The following is a 15,579-nucleotide window of genomic DNA, read 5'->3' as shown; positions in this document are numbered from 1 at the left end:
TGCCACTCCTAAATTAATTAAAAGAGGCTTTTAATAACCTCGCATTAAGTGCTAGCCATGCCTGTTTTTGATTTTCCCAGGCGGCTTCCAACTCATGGTATTGTGCCATTAATGCTGAGCGTTCACACTGCTTTGCCATGTTATTTTTTTTAACTTCTAACACTTGTTTTTGTAGTGAACAATAATTTTGCAGTTTTTTCAGCAGTAAATCGTACTCTTGTTGTAATAATGTAATCTTATCTTGTGCTAAAGGCAATTTTGCAAGACGCGTTTGCGTTTTACCCATTAGCGTTTCGGCCTTTGCTTTTTCGATACGTTCAACAGGTGTACGCTTTAGTTTATTGGCTAAACCAACAGCTGCTAAAGAGCGGATCATCCATTTTGTTGGATCGTAATGAAACCATTTAATACCGTTACGGTAGTCGCTTGCAAAAATATGATGGAAGTTGTGATACCCCTCACCGTATGTAAATAACGCTAAAAAGCCGTTATCGCGTGCCGTATTTTTTTCAGTGTATGGGCGAGAACCCCAAATATGTGCAACCGAATTTATAAAAAAGGTAAAGTGTTGGCTTAGTACTAAGCGTAGTAAACCTGCAAGAATTAACATACCCCACACATCACCAACTAATAAACCAAGTGCAAGAGGCAAACCTACGTTCATGGCAATAGCTAGTTTTAAGTAGTGCTTATGTTGCCACATAACGACTTTATTTCGTTGTAAATCACGACAATTACTATAGTCGTTGTAGCTATCGCCTTGGTAGTCACGTAACATCCAGCCGATATGGCTATACCAAAAACCATTGGTAGCCGCGTAAGGGTCTTTTATTGGGTCGTCAACTTGGCCGTGATGTATACGGTGATCGCTACTCCAGTGCAAAGCACTGTTTTGTAGTGCAAAAGCACCGCCAAGCGCAAAAATAAATTCAACAGCTGGGTGTGCGTTATAGGTTTTATGTGCCCATAATCGGTGGTAACCGGCAGTAATAGATAAGCCCGCATAAAACATGCAGCCTACAAAAGCAATCCAATGCGCGCTGGTAAATCCGTAGCTAATAGCGTACCAAGGTACAAGGGTGGCAGCCGCCAAAAAGGTTAGGCTAAAAAACAGGACGTTTGTCCAAATAATCGGTGGTTTATTCATAATTCTCAATCTCAGCGTACAACTGTAAGCTAAAATAGTATTTCAAACTCTTGGCGTCAAGTATTAGACTGTACAATTGAGCTAATATCACTAAATATTCATATAAAATAATTCAGGGAGCTGTTGATGTCGGGTGTTAGAGCGCAACAGAAACAAAAAACACGACAGGCGTTAATTCAAGCGGCATTTAATCAGCTGAGTGCTGATCATAGTTTTTCGAATTTAAGTTTACGCGAAGTAGCACGAGAAGCCGGTATTGCCCCTACTTCTTTTTATCGTCATTTTAAAGACATGGATGAGCTAGGTTTAACCATGGTAGACGAAGCAGGTTTGACTCTTCGCCAACTAATGCGTCAAGCACGTAGGCGCATAGCAAACGATGGCGGCAGTGTTATAAACACCTCAGTGGTTACGTTTATGGAGTTTATTGATAACTCAAGTAACCAATTTAGGTTGTTGCTGCGAGAACGCTCTGGTACGTCTAAAGCATTTAGAGCCGCAGTAGCGCGCGAGGTAAAACATTTTATTTTAGAGCTGGCTCATTATTTAGAAAGCGAAACCAAATGTAACTCCATGCATGCCTATATTCAGGCGGAATCTATGGTCACTCTGGTATTTAATGCCGGTGCAGAAGCACTCGACATAGAAGGGCTACAACGCGACGAATTGATTGAGCGCGTTATTTGGCAGCTGCGTTATATTACTCGAGGAGCCGGGCATTACGTAAGAGAAACGAATAAAGAAGCATAGCTTAAAAAAATTGCAAAAAGTTAATATAAGCACGGTATATTGCAGTGCTTATTAATTTAAGCGCCACTAGTTACGTATTTGTTATTTTAATTCTTCACAGTCACCTTGTTTGAATTAAAAAACCCAATTGAATCGTTTTTAAATCTGTTTTGTGGAATTTTTATGCTTGCTTCCGTCGCTTTGTAATGTTAAAAATAGGCTTCACTGAACACACACACAAGAAAACAAGATGCATATTATTCGTTTAATTACACTAAAACTTAACCTCTTACTGCTATGGCAAGTAAGCGGGGATTAGTGTGTTTGCATCGAGTTGAACACTAAAAACCCCGCAATTGCGGGGTTTTTTTTATCTCGCGGCTGGGATTAATTGAAATTTGGGTAACATAGGAATGAGGGGCAGTTATGCAAGAGCAAGATAAAGTATGGATTTTTGATACCACCTTACGTGATGGCGAACAGGCGCTTAAAGCAAGCCTTACTGAAGATGATAAAATTCAATTAGCGCATACAATTAGCCGCTTGAATGTGGATGTGATGGAAGTGGGTTTTCCGGTTTCGAGCCCTGCTGATTTTCGCTCGGTGCAACGTATTGCAACCGAAGTAAAAGGCCCGATTATTTGTGGTTTAGCGCGCTCAGTTGCTAAAGACATTGAAGCCTGTGGCGAAGCACTTCGTACAGCTCAGCAAAGCCGTATTCATACTTTTATTGCTACAAGCCCTTTGCACCTTGAACATAAATTGCGTATGAGCCTAGATGATGCAACGGCAATGGCGGTTAAATCAATTAAATTAGCGCGTAACTACACAGACGATGTTGAGTTTTCGTGTGAAGATGCCGGTCGTACGCCGCATTGGGATTTATGTAAAATTGTTGAGCAGGCAATTAATGCCGGAGCTTCAACTATTAACTTGCCAGATACCGTTGGTTTTGTAACGCCAGACGAATACGCCGCGATGATCCGCCATTTAATGAATAACGTGCCAAATATTGATAAAGCGCGTTTAAGTGTGCATTGCCACAACGATTTAGGTTTAGCCGTAGCAAACTCGGTGGCTGCAGTGCAAGCCGGAGCACGTCAAATTGAGTGTACTATTAATGGCATTGGTGAGCGTGCTGGTAACTGCTCACTTGAAGAAGTGGCGATGATCATGAAAATGCGCCACGACCACTTAAAAGTATACACAGATATTAAAAGTGAAGAAATTTACCGCGCATCTCGCCAAGTGGCTAAAATTTGTAATATGCCAGTACAGCCAAATAAAGCGATTGTTGGCGAAAACGCCTTTGCACACAGCTCTGGCATTCACCAAGACGGTGTATTAAAAGCGCAAAATACTTATGAGATTATGTCGCCAGAAAGCGTGGGTGTGCCAAGCAACCAATTAAATATGACTTCGCGTTCGGGTCGTCATGTTATTGAGCATCGCCTAGAAGAATTAGGCTATCAAAAATCTGATTACGATATGGATGGCTTATATAAAAGCTTTATCGAATTGGCTGACCAAAAAGGCACAGTATACGATTACGACCTTGAGGCGATGATTTACTTTAATCAAATTAACGACAAAGACGAAAAATACCAATTAGAATTTGTTAACTCAGCCTCTAACTCACAATCGGTAGCAAGCTCTACTATTGGAATGCGCATTGATGGCGAAGCTAAACAAGAAGCCGCGACAGGTAATGGCCCAGTTGAAGCTTCGTTTGCAGCTATTGAGCGCTTAACCGGTATGAGCGTTGAAATGATTGAATATAACTTAGAAGCGACAGGCCAAGGCGCAAGCTCATTAGGCCAAGTAAATATTATAGCTAAATACGATGGCCGACCTTACCACGGTGCGGGCATTGCAGCGGATGTGGTTGAAGCGTCGGTACGCGCCATGATCCGTGTTTATAACTTAATTTATCGTGCACAAAAAGTGTCTGATTTAAAACAACAAAGGAAAGCAGGATGAGTAAAACAAACTACAGCGTTGCGGTATTAGCTGGCGACGGTATTGGTCCAGAAGTAATGGCAGCAGCAGAGCAAGTACTTGATGCTGTGAGCAATAAGTTTGGTTTTACCCTAAACCGCGAGCATTATGCAATTGGCGGCGCAGCCATTGACGAATTTGGTAAAGCATTACCAGAGAGTACACTTACTGCGTGTGAAAACTCAGACGCTATTTTATTTGGTTCGGTAGGCGGTCCTAAATGGGAAAACTTACCACCAAACGAGCAGCCTGAGCGCGCATCGTTATTGCCGCTTCGTAAGCACTTTGGTTTGTTTTGTAATTTACGCCCTGCACAGTTATTACCTGCATTAAGTGCAGCGTCGCCACTTCGCGCTGATATCAGCGAAAAAGGGTTTGATATTTTATGTGTGCGCGAACTAACTGGCGGCATTTACTTTGGTGAAAAAGGCCGCAGTGGTGAAGGCGCAGAAGAGTTTGCATTTGATACGCAAACATACTCACGAAAAGAAATTGAACGTATTGCACGCTTTGCTTTTGAAGCTGCAAAACTACGTAGTAACCATGTTACCTCTGTTGATAAAGCAAACGTATTAGCATCAAGCGTATTATGGCGCGAAGTAGTAACCGAAGTAAGCAAAGACTACCCAGAAGTAAGCTTAGATTACATTTACGTAGATAACGCCGCTATGCAGTTAGTTAAGCAGCCTAGCCAATTTGATGTATTACTTTGCGATAACTTATTTGGCGATATTTTGTCAGATGAGTGCGCCATGATCACAGGTTCAATGGGCTTATTACCATCGGCAAGTTTGAATCAATCAGGTTTTGGATTGTACGAGCCAGCAGGCGGTTCAGCACCAGATATTGCAGGTAAAGGCGTTGCAAACCCAATAGCACAAATTTTAAGTGCCGCATTAATGCTACGTTACTCGCTAGGGCAAGACGAAGCTGCTCGCACGATTGAAAAAGCAGTAGCAGAAGCCGTAGAAGCAGGCGTTGGCACACCAGATATATATCCAAATGCAGGTTACAGCACAAGCGATGTGGCAGCAGCCATCGTTTCACGCATTTAATAACATATTAAAGTTGCAGCACCGTTATGCTGCAACTCAAACAGATTAGGGAATTAGCAAGTGGCCCAAACGTTATACGAAAAAATTTGGCAATCACATACCGTTGCCAGCATAAACGAGCAAACCGACTTACTTTATATTGACCGCCATTTAGTGCATGAAGTTACTTCTCCGCAGGCTTTTGCTGGTCTACGTGAAAAAAACCGTACTGTACGTTGCCCAGAAAAAACCTTTGCAACGATGGATCATAACGTATCGACTAAAAGCCGATCACTTGATGCCGCAAGCGAAGTATCTAAAAACCAATTAATGGCGCTTGATAAAAACTGTAAAGAGTTTGGTATTGTGCTTTACGATTTAAACTCAATTAATCAAGGTATTGTGCACGTAATGGGCCCAGAGCAAGGGATTACTTTGCCTGGCACAACCATTGTATGTGGCGATAGCCATACCTCTACGCATGGTGCGTTTGGCGCATTAGCGCATGGTATTGGTACGTCTGAGGTTGAGCACGTATTAGCAACGCAAACGCTACAGCAAAAAAAGGCGAAATCGTTAAAAATTCAAATTAACGGTGTATTGCGTCCAACGGTTACGGCTAAAGATTTAATTATGGCGGTAATTGGCAAGTTAGGTACCGCTGGTGGCACAGGTTATGTAGCAGAGTTTTGTGGTGCAGGCATTGAAGCACTTTCAATGGAAGCCCGTATGACGCTATGTAATATGAGCATAGAAATGGGTGCAAAAGCGGGTTTGATTGCATCTGACCAAATTACTTATGATTACCTAAAAGGTCGTCCGTTTGCACCTAAAGGCGCAGATTTTGATGCAGCCGTTGAATATTGGGAAACTTTAAAAACGGATGAAGGCGCACACTTTGATTTAGTTGTTGAGCTAAATGCCGACGACATTCAGCCACAAATTACCTGGGGCACAAGCCCAGAGCAAGTAATTGGTGTTGATGAGTGCATACCCGATCCAGACCAAGAACCTGATTTAATTAAAGCGGACGCTATTCGCAGCGCGCTTAAATACATGGATTTAAAAGCGGGCGATAAATTATCAAGCGCGAAAGTAGACACGGTATTTATTGGCTCATGTACAAATAGCCGCATTGAAGACTTGCGCGCTGCTGCAAAAATTGTTGAAGGCAAACATGTTGTTGCCGGCATAGAGGCGTTAATTGTACCGGGCTCTGGCTTAGTTAAAAAACAAGCCGAAGACGAAGGCTTAGCCGATATTTTTAAAGCCGCTGGCTTTGAATGGCGCGAACCGGGTTGTTCTATGTGTTTAGCGATGAACGATGACCGCCTAGGAGCAGGCAAGCGTTGTGCATCTACTTCTAACCGTAACTTTGAAGGTCGCCAAGGTCGTGGCGGGCGTACTCATTTAGTTAGCCCTGCAATGGCCGCAGCTGCTGCAATACATGGTCACTTTGTTGATATTAGAGGAGAAGCCTAATGAGCGTATTTTTTAGTGGCTTAATGGCCCCACTTGATAAAAACAATGTAGATACTGACCAAATTATCCCTAAGCAGTTTTTAACATCAACTAGCCGCGAAGGCTTTGATGCGGCATTGTTTTATGATTGGCGTTACCTAGATAACGACGAGCCAAACCCTGACTTTATTTTAAACCGCCCATGCTACCAAGGCGCGCAAATATTATTAACGCGCGACAACTTTGGTTGTGGCTCATCTCGTGAGCACGCGCCATGGGCGCTGAAGCAATATGGTTTTGAAGTGATTTTAGCTGAAAGCTTTGCAGATATTTTCTTTAATAACTGTGGTAACAACCAAATGTTAGCCATAGCGCTACCTGCCGATACGCTTGAGCAATTGTTTGTACTTAGCGAGCAGCACGACGATATTAACATTGAAATCGACCTTGAAAATCAAACACTAACAAGCAGTAAGTTTGCACCAATTAGTTTTGATATTAGTAAAGAGGTAAAAGAACGTTTGTTAAGTGGTTTAGACTTTATTGGTGTAACCGAAACGCTAAACCCACAAATTGATGCGTTTGAAAAACAACTAGCGACTGAGCGTTCTTGGCAGTAATTGCTTAACCGTGTGTATTAAAAATCACGTATTAAAAAGCACGGCAATTGCCGTGCTTTTTTGTGGGTAAATATGAGATGTGGTAGCTAAAGGTTAATGCCTAAAGTCAGCCATTAACGCCGGTATACCAGGTAACATACCTACAATTGCCATTACAGTGGTAAGTAACACAAACATAATAAGTGGAATCACCCAGCGGCTCATTTTAGTTAACTCAGCGCTGCGCTCTTTACAGCCAATCAGCCCTAAGTTATCAAGTAGCATAGTAAGTGACCAACCAAAAGCAGGATTAACTAAGGTCGAAGCAAATACCACAATAGCGGCTGATTGCGTCGTTTTACCTTCGCGCGTCATTTCCATGCCAGCTTCAAGTAGCGGGATAAACACACCAACAATAAGCGCTACACACAATACAGGCTGCCAAATTGCTAAATCCATAGGGTAACCCCATAAACCAGCAATAATACAAAATAATGCAGTTAAAATAGCGCCAGCAGGGATAGGGCGTTTAGCAATAGCGGCAGGCACAATATAAGTACCCCAAGAGGAGGCAAAGTTAGCACCACCGGCAAGTGAGCCGAATGTTTGTCTAACCGATGCACTTAGCATGGTGTCGTCGATATTCATTTGTACTTTTTCAGTGCGTTGCGGATAACTTATTTTTTGAAATACTTGATGGCCTAAAAAATCAGGAGACCACATAGCAACGGCGAGCACTGCAAATGGGAGTACAACAACAAAGCTTTCAAGCGTTGGTAAACCTAGCATCCAACCCGTGTTTTCGCCCCACCAGTAAGCTGGGTTCATATTTGGTAAACCCGGTGCAGTATGAAACTCAAACGGTGCGCCTAAGGCAAAGGCAACCACGCCACCAATAAGGCAACTTAACGGCACGGCTAACCAACGCTTTTTAAAGTGCTCTAATAGCGCATACAATAAAATGGTGGCTAAAATAACAATAAACGCAATGTGTGCCATATCAATGGCTTCAGCCCAAGCAAACAGCTTTTTAACTTGCGAAATAGTACCAATAAAGCCTAAATAAATAAGTAGCCCGCCACATACACCTTTACTGGTTAGGCGCGCGAGCATACTTCCTCCCTTGGTTATGGCTAAAATAAAACCAAAGGCACCAATGAGTAAGCCAAACGCCATAGGGTGACCGCCAGCAGCAACAACAATAGGAATTAACGGAATAAGCGGGCCGTGAGTACCAGCCAAGTTGGCTGTTGGTAAAATAAAGCCTGAGAATAAGATGATAAAAATAGAAACAATGAGTAATTCGTAACGTACATTTTCTAAAACAAATGCATCGCTTAAACCAAGAGGCGCCGCAAAGGTTGCTGCAATAGCCCCCACCATAACGACTTTACCAATAGTGCCCGCCATTGCAGGTATAGTGTCTTCAAATTCAAATCGGTAATCTCTAAACGGTAAATTAGGACGCCAGCGCTTAGGCTGCATAATTTGTAATTCATGTTCGAGGTACTCGTCGCGAGTATTAAACTCTGAACTCGGCTTGTGAAGTTGCTCGTAGCTTTGAGCATCTTTGTGCGTGTTTGATGGTGCATCACCGGGTGGTGTAGTTTGCATGCGTTCTCCTGCAACATTGTTGCTTAATCAAATAAATACGGCTTTGTTAAAGCAAATGAATATTGAACATGCAGGGTAAATCAGCTCTTAGGCTGGGATGTATAGGCAAAAGGTCGTGTATGGTTGTTTTTAATACAGTTAATCTGACAGTCAGCTTTACGTTAGAAATTATAAAACTATACAAAATGATTTAAAGTTATTATAAATCAATGGCTTGTTTTTTATTTTAAGGAGTTTGATTACTGTTTATAGCGGGGAGTAGTGTTAATGGCAGGTTATTATCCTTTAGTCTTAGTGGCTGTAAAAGCCGCTTTGTTTGAAAAGCTTATTGGTAGCAGCCGTTAATTTCGTTTTATTTGTGGTGAAATAATACTTCTGTTACTTTCGGATTGTTAATAACAACAATAAAGAATAGAGATGCAACTCAAATCCCCTAAATCAATTGGTATTTTACTTGGTACGCTTTACGGCATATTTATGCGGCTGTTTGTAGAGCTAGTCAATGCTTATAATTTAGGTAGCTTAGTCTCTATATCATTTATGTTTTTAGTGCCTGTTGCTATTGGCTATATTCGTATTCACTTTGAGTACAACGAATCAAAAGCATTAACTAAAAGGCAAATGGTGACGATTGCTTGGCAGCCTATTTTTGTTTTTTTATTTGTAAGTGTAATTACTTTACTTGAAGGCAGTATTTGTGTGGCCATGGCATTACCTGCCTTTATGCTCTTTGCAAGTATTGGCGGTTTACTGGCAGGCTTTATTAATAATCGTCAAACAAAAAATGCTAACCGTTCTTTACTTTCAATTGCTTTGCTTCCTGTATTACTTTCACCTATTGAAGTTAATTTTTTAAATTTATCAAAAACGTACGAAGTCACCAACTCTATGGTTATTGAAGCACCTATAAATCGTGTATGGCAGCAGCTTGCAAATGTAAGCACAATAGAGCCACAAGAGTTGCCATTTTCGCTTACCCAATTAATAGGTGTACCTAAACCTTTAGAGGCAAATATGAATGCTACGGGTGTTGGGGCAATTAGAACGAGTAAATGGCAAAAAGGAGTTGTATTTAAAGAGGTAATTACTGATTGGCAACCAAACAAAAAAATGCTTTATAGATTTGACATAGACCCTGATGCTATCCCCGATGACGCACTCGATAAACACGTGAAACTTGGCGGTGAATACTTTTCTCCACTTTATGGGGGCTATCAGCTAAGTGAAGATAAAAGCGGCAATACAATTCTAACGTTAACAACTACCGTTCAAGATAATACAAACTTTGGTATTTATTCGCGAATATTGGGAGAGGTGATATTTCAAGATTTTCATCATTCACTTTTAACGTTGATGAAAAACAGAGCTGAAAAGTCACTTATCGCAATTGTTTCTTATAACTAGCTTAAACCATCATATCTCTAAAAATATTACACGTTAAAAGGTAAAGCCTTTGCAATTGCAAAGGCTTATGTTTTAACAGCTAACTTTTACCAAATCATTTCTACAAATTCAGGGTGGTCGATATACGGGTTACGATTACCTTGAAATTCAAACGCTGCTTGGTTACGGTCAAGTTCCATTTGGCTTACAGGATCGCTGTTATGCCAGTTAAGCAGCATGGCTACGACCCAGCTTTCAAACACTTTGTTGCTTGAACCATCAAGCACTGCATTACTTGAGGTCGTTTTGGTTTGCCAAGTGCCTATTACATTTTCGTAGCGCGTTGCCATGTAAAAATAAGCGCGAGCAAAGTCACCTTTAAATTCGTCAATTGGCTCAAACACAGTACCAGAGTAATTTAATGAACTTGCTGCAGAACCTAATTTACTTCCGTTAGTTGATGTAAATGAAGCGCTTGCTACTTCACCAAATGGGAAATTACTACGTTTTGAGTTTACATAACCGTCGGTTGCGTAAATATGATGCACATCTGAGTTCATTGGCTCAATAGTGCCGCCAAACCAGCTTTTAGGGAATGAATGCTCACGGTTGTAACAGTCGCCTTCTCCACTATAGTTACCACATTGATCGCTCACAGCAGTATAATTGTAGCTATCTGAACCGTTTGGTTTTTCACTATACATATCTAAAATGCTGTTATCGTTTTCAAAGTATTTATCACGTGCTGATGAGTCGTAAAAATTCCAAATAGCCAAGTAACCCTGTGCATTATGATCTTTAATAATATTATAAAGCTCAGTTTTTAGTGTATAACCCGATAACCCTTGAGCAGTAACATAGTAGCCTGTGGGTGTTGGATTAGTCCCGCCGCCATCACCAGAGCCACCGCCTAAAGTAAATGCTGTACTGTCGGTGTTACTAAAACTTGCACCACTTGCAAGTGTGGTAGAGCCTTGCTTAAGTGCATAACTGCCACTACCTGTTGAGCAACACATACCATCGCCGTAGCTGTCGCTAATAACTAGTGCGTATGTACCATCAGTTAGGCATATTTGTTCATCATATTGTGTGTTTGATGCGTAACCACTGCCGTTAGCGATTGCGCTACCTTGATTGTTATTTACGGCCCAGCTAGTTTCGCTACCGTAATTATCGGTATTAAGCGTTAGGGTAAGGCTATTGTCGGTACAACTTGTTGATGCGCTGCCATCAGCGTTTGGTAAAAAGTTATCTACGTATGCGGTTTCGCTGCCATCAAATCCACTTACATCGTAAAACCTAAGTCCAACACTAATTGTTTTATCACTGCTTGCTGTATAGCTATGGCTAACTGTTTGCCATTGGTTAGTTTGTGCCTGATTTGAATAGCCTTGGTAGCCGTCTACATATAAGCGCGCCTTAACTTTACCTTCGGTATGGTAAACATCAGCCGAAAAGTTATAGGTTTTACCTGCTTCTACAGTAACTTGTTGTAATAAATCGGTGTTACTTTGCGACCCTGTAGTTACATTTACAGCAGCAGAGCTACTGCCACTTTTAACTGTGCTGGTGGATCGTGAAAGGCTAATTCCGCCATCTATTGTTGTCCATGCATCAGGTGTATTACCTGACCATTGCTCAAAGCCGCCATTAGTTACATTGGCCATTACAGGTAATGAGCCCAGTAACAAAGCGGTACTAATTAATTTGTTTTTATATTTCCCGTGTAACATGATTGTTCCTATTTTTACTTTGAAAGTAAAATATACCCTACATTAGTTTGGTTACAAAATTGTTAATTTAAAATGCAGTAAAAGGCAACAATTACTCTTTAAACTGTTTTTGAAGGTATTTTTATAAATTAATAACTAAATGGAATATCAAAGCAGATTCTATTCTTTTTTTATCTATGCTTAGCCCGTTATCCTGCATACTTAGAAAACCTCAACAGATACACTCTGGATGAGGTAAAACTCATTTTTAACAATACACAAAGTGTGTTGTGTTTAATTTTCAGGGTTATGGGGAATCGATTCATGTTGTTAGGTCAACTAAATGCTGCGGCAAGCCCGCTATCGCAAGATCAAGTACAAAAGCTGCAAGGTTTAGTGGCTGAGCTTAATCCAATTCAACAAGCATGGGTAAGTGGTTACTTAGCCGCTAATGCTAACTCAGCTGCATTAGGTGCTCCCACTGCTGGCGTACCGGCTGCAGGAGATGCTGCAGCGCTAACTATTTTATATGGTTCGCAAACGGGTAACGCAAAAGGCGTAGCAAGCAAAATGAAAGAGCAGGCTGAGTCGCGCGGCTTAGCGGTTAAATTGGTTAGCATGTCAGATTACAAACCAACAGCCCTGAAAAAAGAAAAGTTTTTAACCATCGTTGTATCTACTTACGGTGAAGGTGAGCCACCAGAAGACGCAGAAACACTCTATGAATTTTTAGCAACTAAAAAAGCACCAAAACTAGACGATGTAAAAATAGCCGTTATTGGTTTGGGTGATTCTAGCTATGAGTTTTTCTGCCAAACAGCAAAAGACTTTGAAGAGCGTTTAAATAAACTAGGTGCACAGACCATATATCAACGTGCTGATTTAGATGTAGATTATGAAGAAGAAGCTGCAACATGGATTGCGGGCGCAATTGACGCATTCGAACCTGATTTAAAAGCGCAACAAGAGGCCGCTGGTGGTCAAGTTGTATCAATGCCATTTGGCGCTCCAACCTCTGCAGCAAGCCAATATACAAAACAAAATCCATTTGAAGCAGAGCTATTAACTGTTCAAAAAATTACCGGTCGCGACTCGACTAAAGATGTACGCCACGTTGAAATTTCGCTTGAAGGTTCTGACATTACTTACACGCCAGGTGATTCATTAGGTGTGTACTTTTTAAATGACGATGTATTAGTTGATGAAGTACTTACACTTACTCAAATTGATGCAACAAGCATTGTAAAAGTAGGTGATGAAGAGCTAAGCGTACGCGATGCACTTATTGAAAAACTAGAGCTGACTCAGTCATACCCTGGTTTTGTAGAAAAATATGCAACTGCTACGGGCACGCCAGAGCTGCTTAAACTAGTTGAAGATAAAACGGCAATGCGCGCATACATTGAGCCTCGTCAAATATATGATGTGATTCGCCAAAACCCAGCAAAGCTTGATGCGCAAACATTAGTAGATTGCTTACGTAAACTACAAGCTCGTTTGTACTCAATTGCATCTAGCCAAAGCGAAGTTGAAGACGAAGTACATTTAACACTAGGTCTAGTGCAGTTTGATGCATTTGATAGCGAGCATTTAGGTGGCTGTACTGGTTACTTAACTCGTCGTGCTGAAGAAGGTTGTAAAGTTAAAGTATTTAGCGAACACAACGATAATTTCCGCCTACCTACTAACGATGATACACCTGTGATCATGGTTGGCCCAGGTACCGGTATTGCGCCGTTCCGTGCATTTTTACAAGAACGTGATTCGCGTGAAGCGCAAGGCAAAAACTGGTTGTTTTTTGGTAACCCACATTTTACTCAAGATTTTTTATACCAAGTAGAAATACAGGGTTATTTAAAATCGGGTTTACTCAACAAAGTAGATGTTGCATTTAGCCGCGACCAAGCCGAAAAAGTATACGTACAAGACAAATTACGCAGTAACAGTAAAGACGTGTTTGAATGGTTAGAAGCTGGCGCTCACTTTTATATTTGTGGCGATGCAAATCGTATGGCAAAAGATGTACACAACGCCTTGCTTGATATCGTTAAAGAAAACACAGGTAAGAGTAACGAAGACGCAGAGCAATACTTAAAAGATTTGCGTAGCGCAAACCGCTATCAGAAAGACGTGTATTAATCACGTTTCTTATTTTATTTAACAGCTAACAGCCGTCACTGTAACAAATTTAGGATTTAAAATGAGCGAACAAGATAAAAACGTAAAACTTTCTGATAACGAACGTTTGAAAAGAGAAAGTAACTTTTTACGTGGCACCATAGAAAAAGATTTAAAAGATGAAATTACTGGTGGTTTTACTGCCGACAACTTTCAGCTAATTCGTTTTCATGGCATGTACCAACAAGATGACCGCGATATACGTGGTGAGCGTGCTAAGCAAAAGCTAGAGCCGCTACATAATGTAATGTTACGTGCACGTATGCCTGGCGGTATTATTAAGCCAGAGCAGTGGCTAGCAATCGATAAGTTTGCAGATGACAAAACAAGCTACGGCAGTATTCGTTTAACAACGCGTCAAACGTTTCAGTTTCATGGTGTATTAAAGCCTAATATTAAAGGCATGCACCAAATGCTTGATAGCGTAGGTATAGACTCTATTGCTACAGCGGGTGACGTTAACCGTAATGTGCTTTGTACTACTAACCCAGTTGAGTCTGAGTTACATCAAGAAGCTTACGACTGGGCTGCAAAAATTTCTGAGCATTTATTACCAAAAACGAAAGCGTATGCCGAAATTTGGTTAAATGGCGAAAAAGCAGAAACCACAGAAGAGCCAATTTTAGGGTCTAATTACTTGCCGCGTAAATTTAAAACAACGGTAACTATTCCACCTAACAACGAAGTTGATGTGCATGCGAATGACTTAAACTTTGTGGCAATTGCTGATAACGGCAAACTTGTTGGTTTTAACGTATTAGTGGGCGGTGGCCTTGCAATGACGCACGGCGATACCGCAACTTATCCGCGTAAGGCTGATGACTTTGGCTTTATTACGCTAGAAGATACCTTAAAAATTGCAGAGCATGTTGTATCTGTGCAGCGCGATTGGGGTAATCGTTCAAACCGTAAAAATGCAAAAACTAAATACACACTAGACCGTGTAGGTGTTGATGTATTTAAAGCAGAAGTAGAAAAACGCTCAGGCGTTACGTTTGCACCAAGCCGTCCGTTTGAGTTTACTCACCGAGGCGATCGCATTGGTTGGGTTGAAGGCATTGATGGTAAGCATCACTTAACGCTATTCATTCAAAGTGGTCGTATTTTAGACTACCCAGGCAAACCGCTTAAAACAGGTTGTCGTAAAATTGCAGAAGTTCACCAAGGTGACATGCGTATGACGGCAAACCAAAACTTAATTATTGCGGGTGTACCTGCAGATCAAAAAGCCGTGATTGAAGAAATTGCACGTAGCCATGGCTTAATTGATGACAAAGATTCGCAGCAACGTAAAAACTCTATGGCGTGTGTTTCACTGCCAACGTGCCCACTTGCAATGGCCGAAGCAGAGCGTTACTTACCAAGCCTAGTTGAAAAAACTGAAGCATTACTTGCTAAGCACGGTATACCAGATGACAGCATTATTATGCGCGTTGTTGGTTGCCCGAACGGCTGTGGCCGCGCAATGCTAGCCGAAGCTGGTTTAGTGGGTAAAGGCCCAGGTAAGTACAACGTTTACCTAGGTGGTAATTTAGAAGGCACACGTATTCCTAAATTGTACCTTGAGAACGTAGGCGAAGACGTTTACCTAGAAGCATTCGATAAGCTAATTGGCCAATGGGCAAGCGAGCGCAATGACGGTGAGTGTTTTGGTGACTTTGTTATACGCAAAGGCATTGTTGCTGAAGTAAAAGTATCAGTAACCGATTTTCACGCTTAATTAA

Annotated in this window: 11 protein-coding genes; 8 read left to right on the top strand and 3 right to left on the bottom strand. The window is 41.3% G+C overall.

Annotation, left to right across the window (positions count from 1 at the left end; translation table 11 throughout):
• Positions 1-13: 13 nt before the first annotated feature.
• On the bottom strand, positions 14-1,147 hold the full coding sequence (locus tag QL998_RS05395; RefSeq protein WP_182193765.1) for a fatty acid desaturase: 1,134 nt from the start codon (positions 1,145-1,147) through the stop codon (positions 14-16).
• 126 nt (positions 1,148-1,273) lie between these two features.
• Here QL998_RS05395 and fabR point away from each other — a divergent pair, with 126 nt between their 5' ends.
• From fabR to leuD, 5 genes are all read left to right on the top strand, one after another.
• Positions 1,274-1,897, top strand: a complete 624-nt coding sequence (fabR, locus tag QL998_RS05390) for an HTH-type transcriptional repressor FabR (RefSeq protein WP_182193763.1) — start codon at positions 1,274-1,276, stop codon at positions 1,895-1,897.
• A 405-nt stretch (positions 1,898-2,302) separates the two neighbouring features.
• Positions 2,303-3,856, top strand: coding sequence for a 2-isopropylmalate synthase (leuA, locus tag QL998_RS05385; protein ID WP_008171909.1), 1,554 nt, complete (start codon positions 2,303-2,305; stop codon positions 3,854-3,856).
• The gene (gene leuB / locus QL998_RS05380; RefSeq protein ID WP_007582207.1) at positions 3,853-4,929 is read left to right on the top strand and encodes a 3-isopropylmalate dehydrogenase; all 1,077 of its coding nucleotides are present in this window, start codon (positions 3,853-3,855) and stop codon (positions 4,927-4,929) included. The genes leuA and leuB overlap by 4 nt, the downstream gene beginning before the upstream one ends.
• A 60-nt stretch (positions 4,930-4,989) precedes the next feature.
• Positions 4,990-6,390: a 3-isopropylmalate dehydratase large subunit gene (gene leuC / locus QL998_RS05375; RefSeq protein ID WP_101217610.1), complete on the top strand. Its 1,401-nt coding sequence runs from the start codon at positions 4,990-4,992 to the stop codon at positions 6,388-6,390.
• Positions 6,390-6,989 (top strand): 3-isopropylmalate dehydratase small subunit, encoded by a 600-nt coding sequence (gene leuD, locus QL998_RS05370; protein ID WP_010555450.1) that lies wholly within the window; start codon positions 6,390-6,392, stop codon positions 6,987-6,989. The genes leuC and leuD overlap by 1 nt, the downstream gene beginning before the upstream one ends.
• Before the next feature lie 93 nt (positions 6,990-7,082).
• On the opposite strand, the gene QL998_RS05365 is transcribed toward leuD, so the two are convergent.
• Positions 7,083-8,582, bottom strand: coding sequence for a DUF3360 family protein (locus QL998_RS05365; RefSeq protein ID WP_007582201.1), 1,500 nt, complete (start codon positions 8,580-8,582; stop codon positions 7,083-7,085).
• Positions 8,583-8,999: 417 nt separating this feature from the next.
• On the opposite strand from QL998_RS05365, the gene QL998_RS05360 reads away from it, so the two are divergent.
• Entirely contained in the window at positions 9,000-9,986 is a 987-nt protein-coding gene (locus QL998_RS05360) for a hypothetical protein (protein ID WP_290192273.1), read from the top strand.
• An 86-nt stretch (positions 9,987-10,072) separates the two neighbouring features.
• Here QL998_RS05360 and QL998_RS05355 read toward each other — a convergent pair whose 3' ends face one another.
• Entirely contained in the window at positions 10,073-11,698 is a 1,626-nt protein-coding gene (locus QL998_RS05355; protein ID WP_290192272.1) for an endonuclease, read from the bottom strand.
• A 303-nt stretch (positions 11,699-12,001) separates the two neighbouring features.
• Here QL998_RS05355 and QL998_RS05350 point away from each other — a divergent pair, with 303 nt between their 5' ends.
• Together QL998_RS05350 and cysI are read left to right on the top strand one after the other, a co-directional pair.
• On the top strand, positions 12,002-13,816 hold the full coding sequence (locus QL998_RS05350; protein ID WP_182193759.1) for an assimilatory sulfite reductase (NADPH) flavoprotein subunit: 1,815 nt from the start codon (positions 12,002-12,004) through the stop codon (positions 13,814-13,816).
• Between the two features lie 61 nt (positions 13,817-13,877).
• Positions 13,878-15,575: an assimilatory sulfite reductase (NADPH) hemoprotein subunit gene (cysI, locus tag QL998_RS05345; RefSeq protein WP_076926058.1), complete on the top strand. Its 1,698-nt coding sequence runs from the start codon at positions 13,878-13,880 to the stop codon at positions 15,573-15,575.
• Positions 15,576-15,579: the final 4 nt, after the last annotated feature.

Source organism: Pseudoalteromonas sp. APC 3691 (genome assembly GCF_030408135.1).
Classification (GTDB): Bacteria; Pseudomonadota; Gammaproteobacteria; order Enterobacterales; family Alteromonadaceae; genus Pseudoalteromonas.
Note: the sequence above shows the minus strand (reverse complement) of the source record. Positions and strands in the feature narration are given on the sequence as shown.

Excerpts from the sequence above, each read along its gene's own strand:
- QL998_RS05395 (WP_182193765.1), bottom strand. The coding sequence starts at position 1,147 with ATGAATAAACCACCGATTATTTGGACAAACGTCCTGTTTTTTAGCCTA.
- fabR (WP_182193763.1), top strand. The coding sequence starts at position 1,274 with ATGTCGGGTGTTAGAGCGCAACAGAAACAAAAAACACGACAGGCGTTA.
- leuA (WP_008171909.1), top strand. The coding sequence starts at position 2,303 with ATGCAAGAGCAAGATAAAGTATGGATTTTTGATACCACCTTACGTGAT.
- leuB (WP_007582207.1), top strand. The coding sequence starts at position 3,853 with ATGAGTAAAACAAACTACAGCGTTGCGGTATTAGCTGGCGACGGTATT.
- leuD (WP_010555450.1), top strand. The coding sequence starts at position 6,390 with ATGAGCGTATTTTTTAGTGGCTTAATGGCCCCACTTGATAAAAACAAT.
- QL998_RS05365 (WP_007582201.1), bottom strand. The coding sequence starts at position 8,582 with ATGCAAACTACACCACCCGGTGATGCACCATCAAACACGCACAAAGAT.
- QL998_RS05360 (WP_290192273.1), top strand. The coding sequence starts at position 9,000 with ATGCAACTCAAATCCCCTAAATCAATTGGTATTTTACTTGGTACGCTT.
- QL998_RS05355 (WP_290192272.1), bottom strand. The coding sequence starts at position 11,698 with ATGTTACACGGGAAATATAAAAACAAATTAATTAGTACCGCTTTGTTA.
- QL998_RS05350 (WP_182193759.1), top strand. The coding sequence starts at position 12,002 with ATGTTGTTAGGTCAACTAAATGCTGCGGCAAGCCCGCTATCGCAAGAT.
- cysI (WP_076926058.1), top strand. The coding sequence starts at position 13,878 with ATGAGCGAACAAGATAAAAACGTAAAACTTTCTGATAACGAACGTTTG.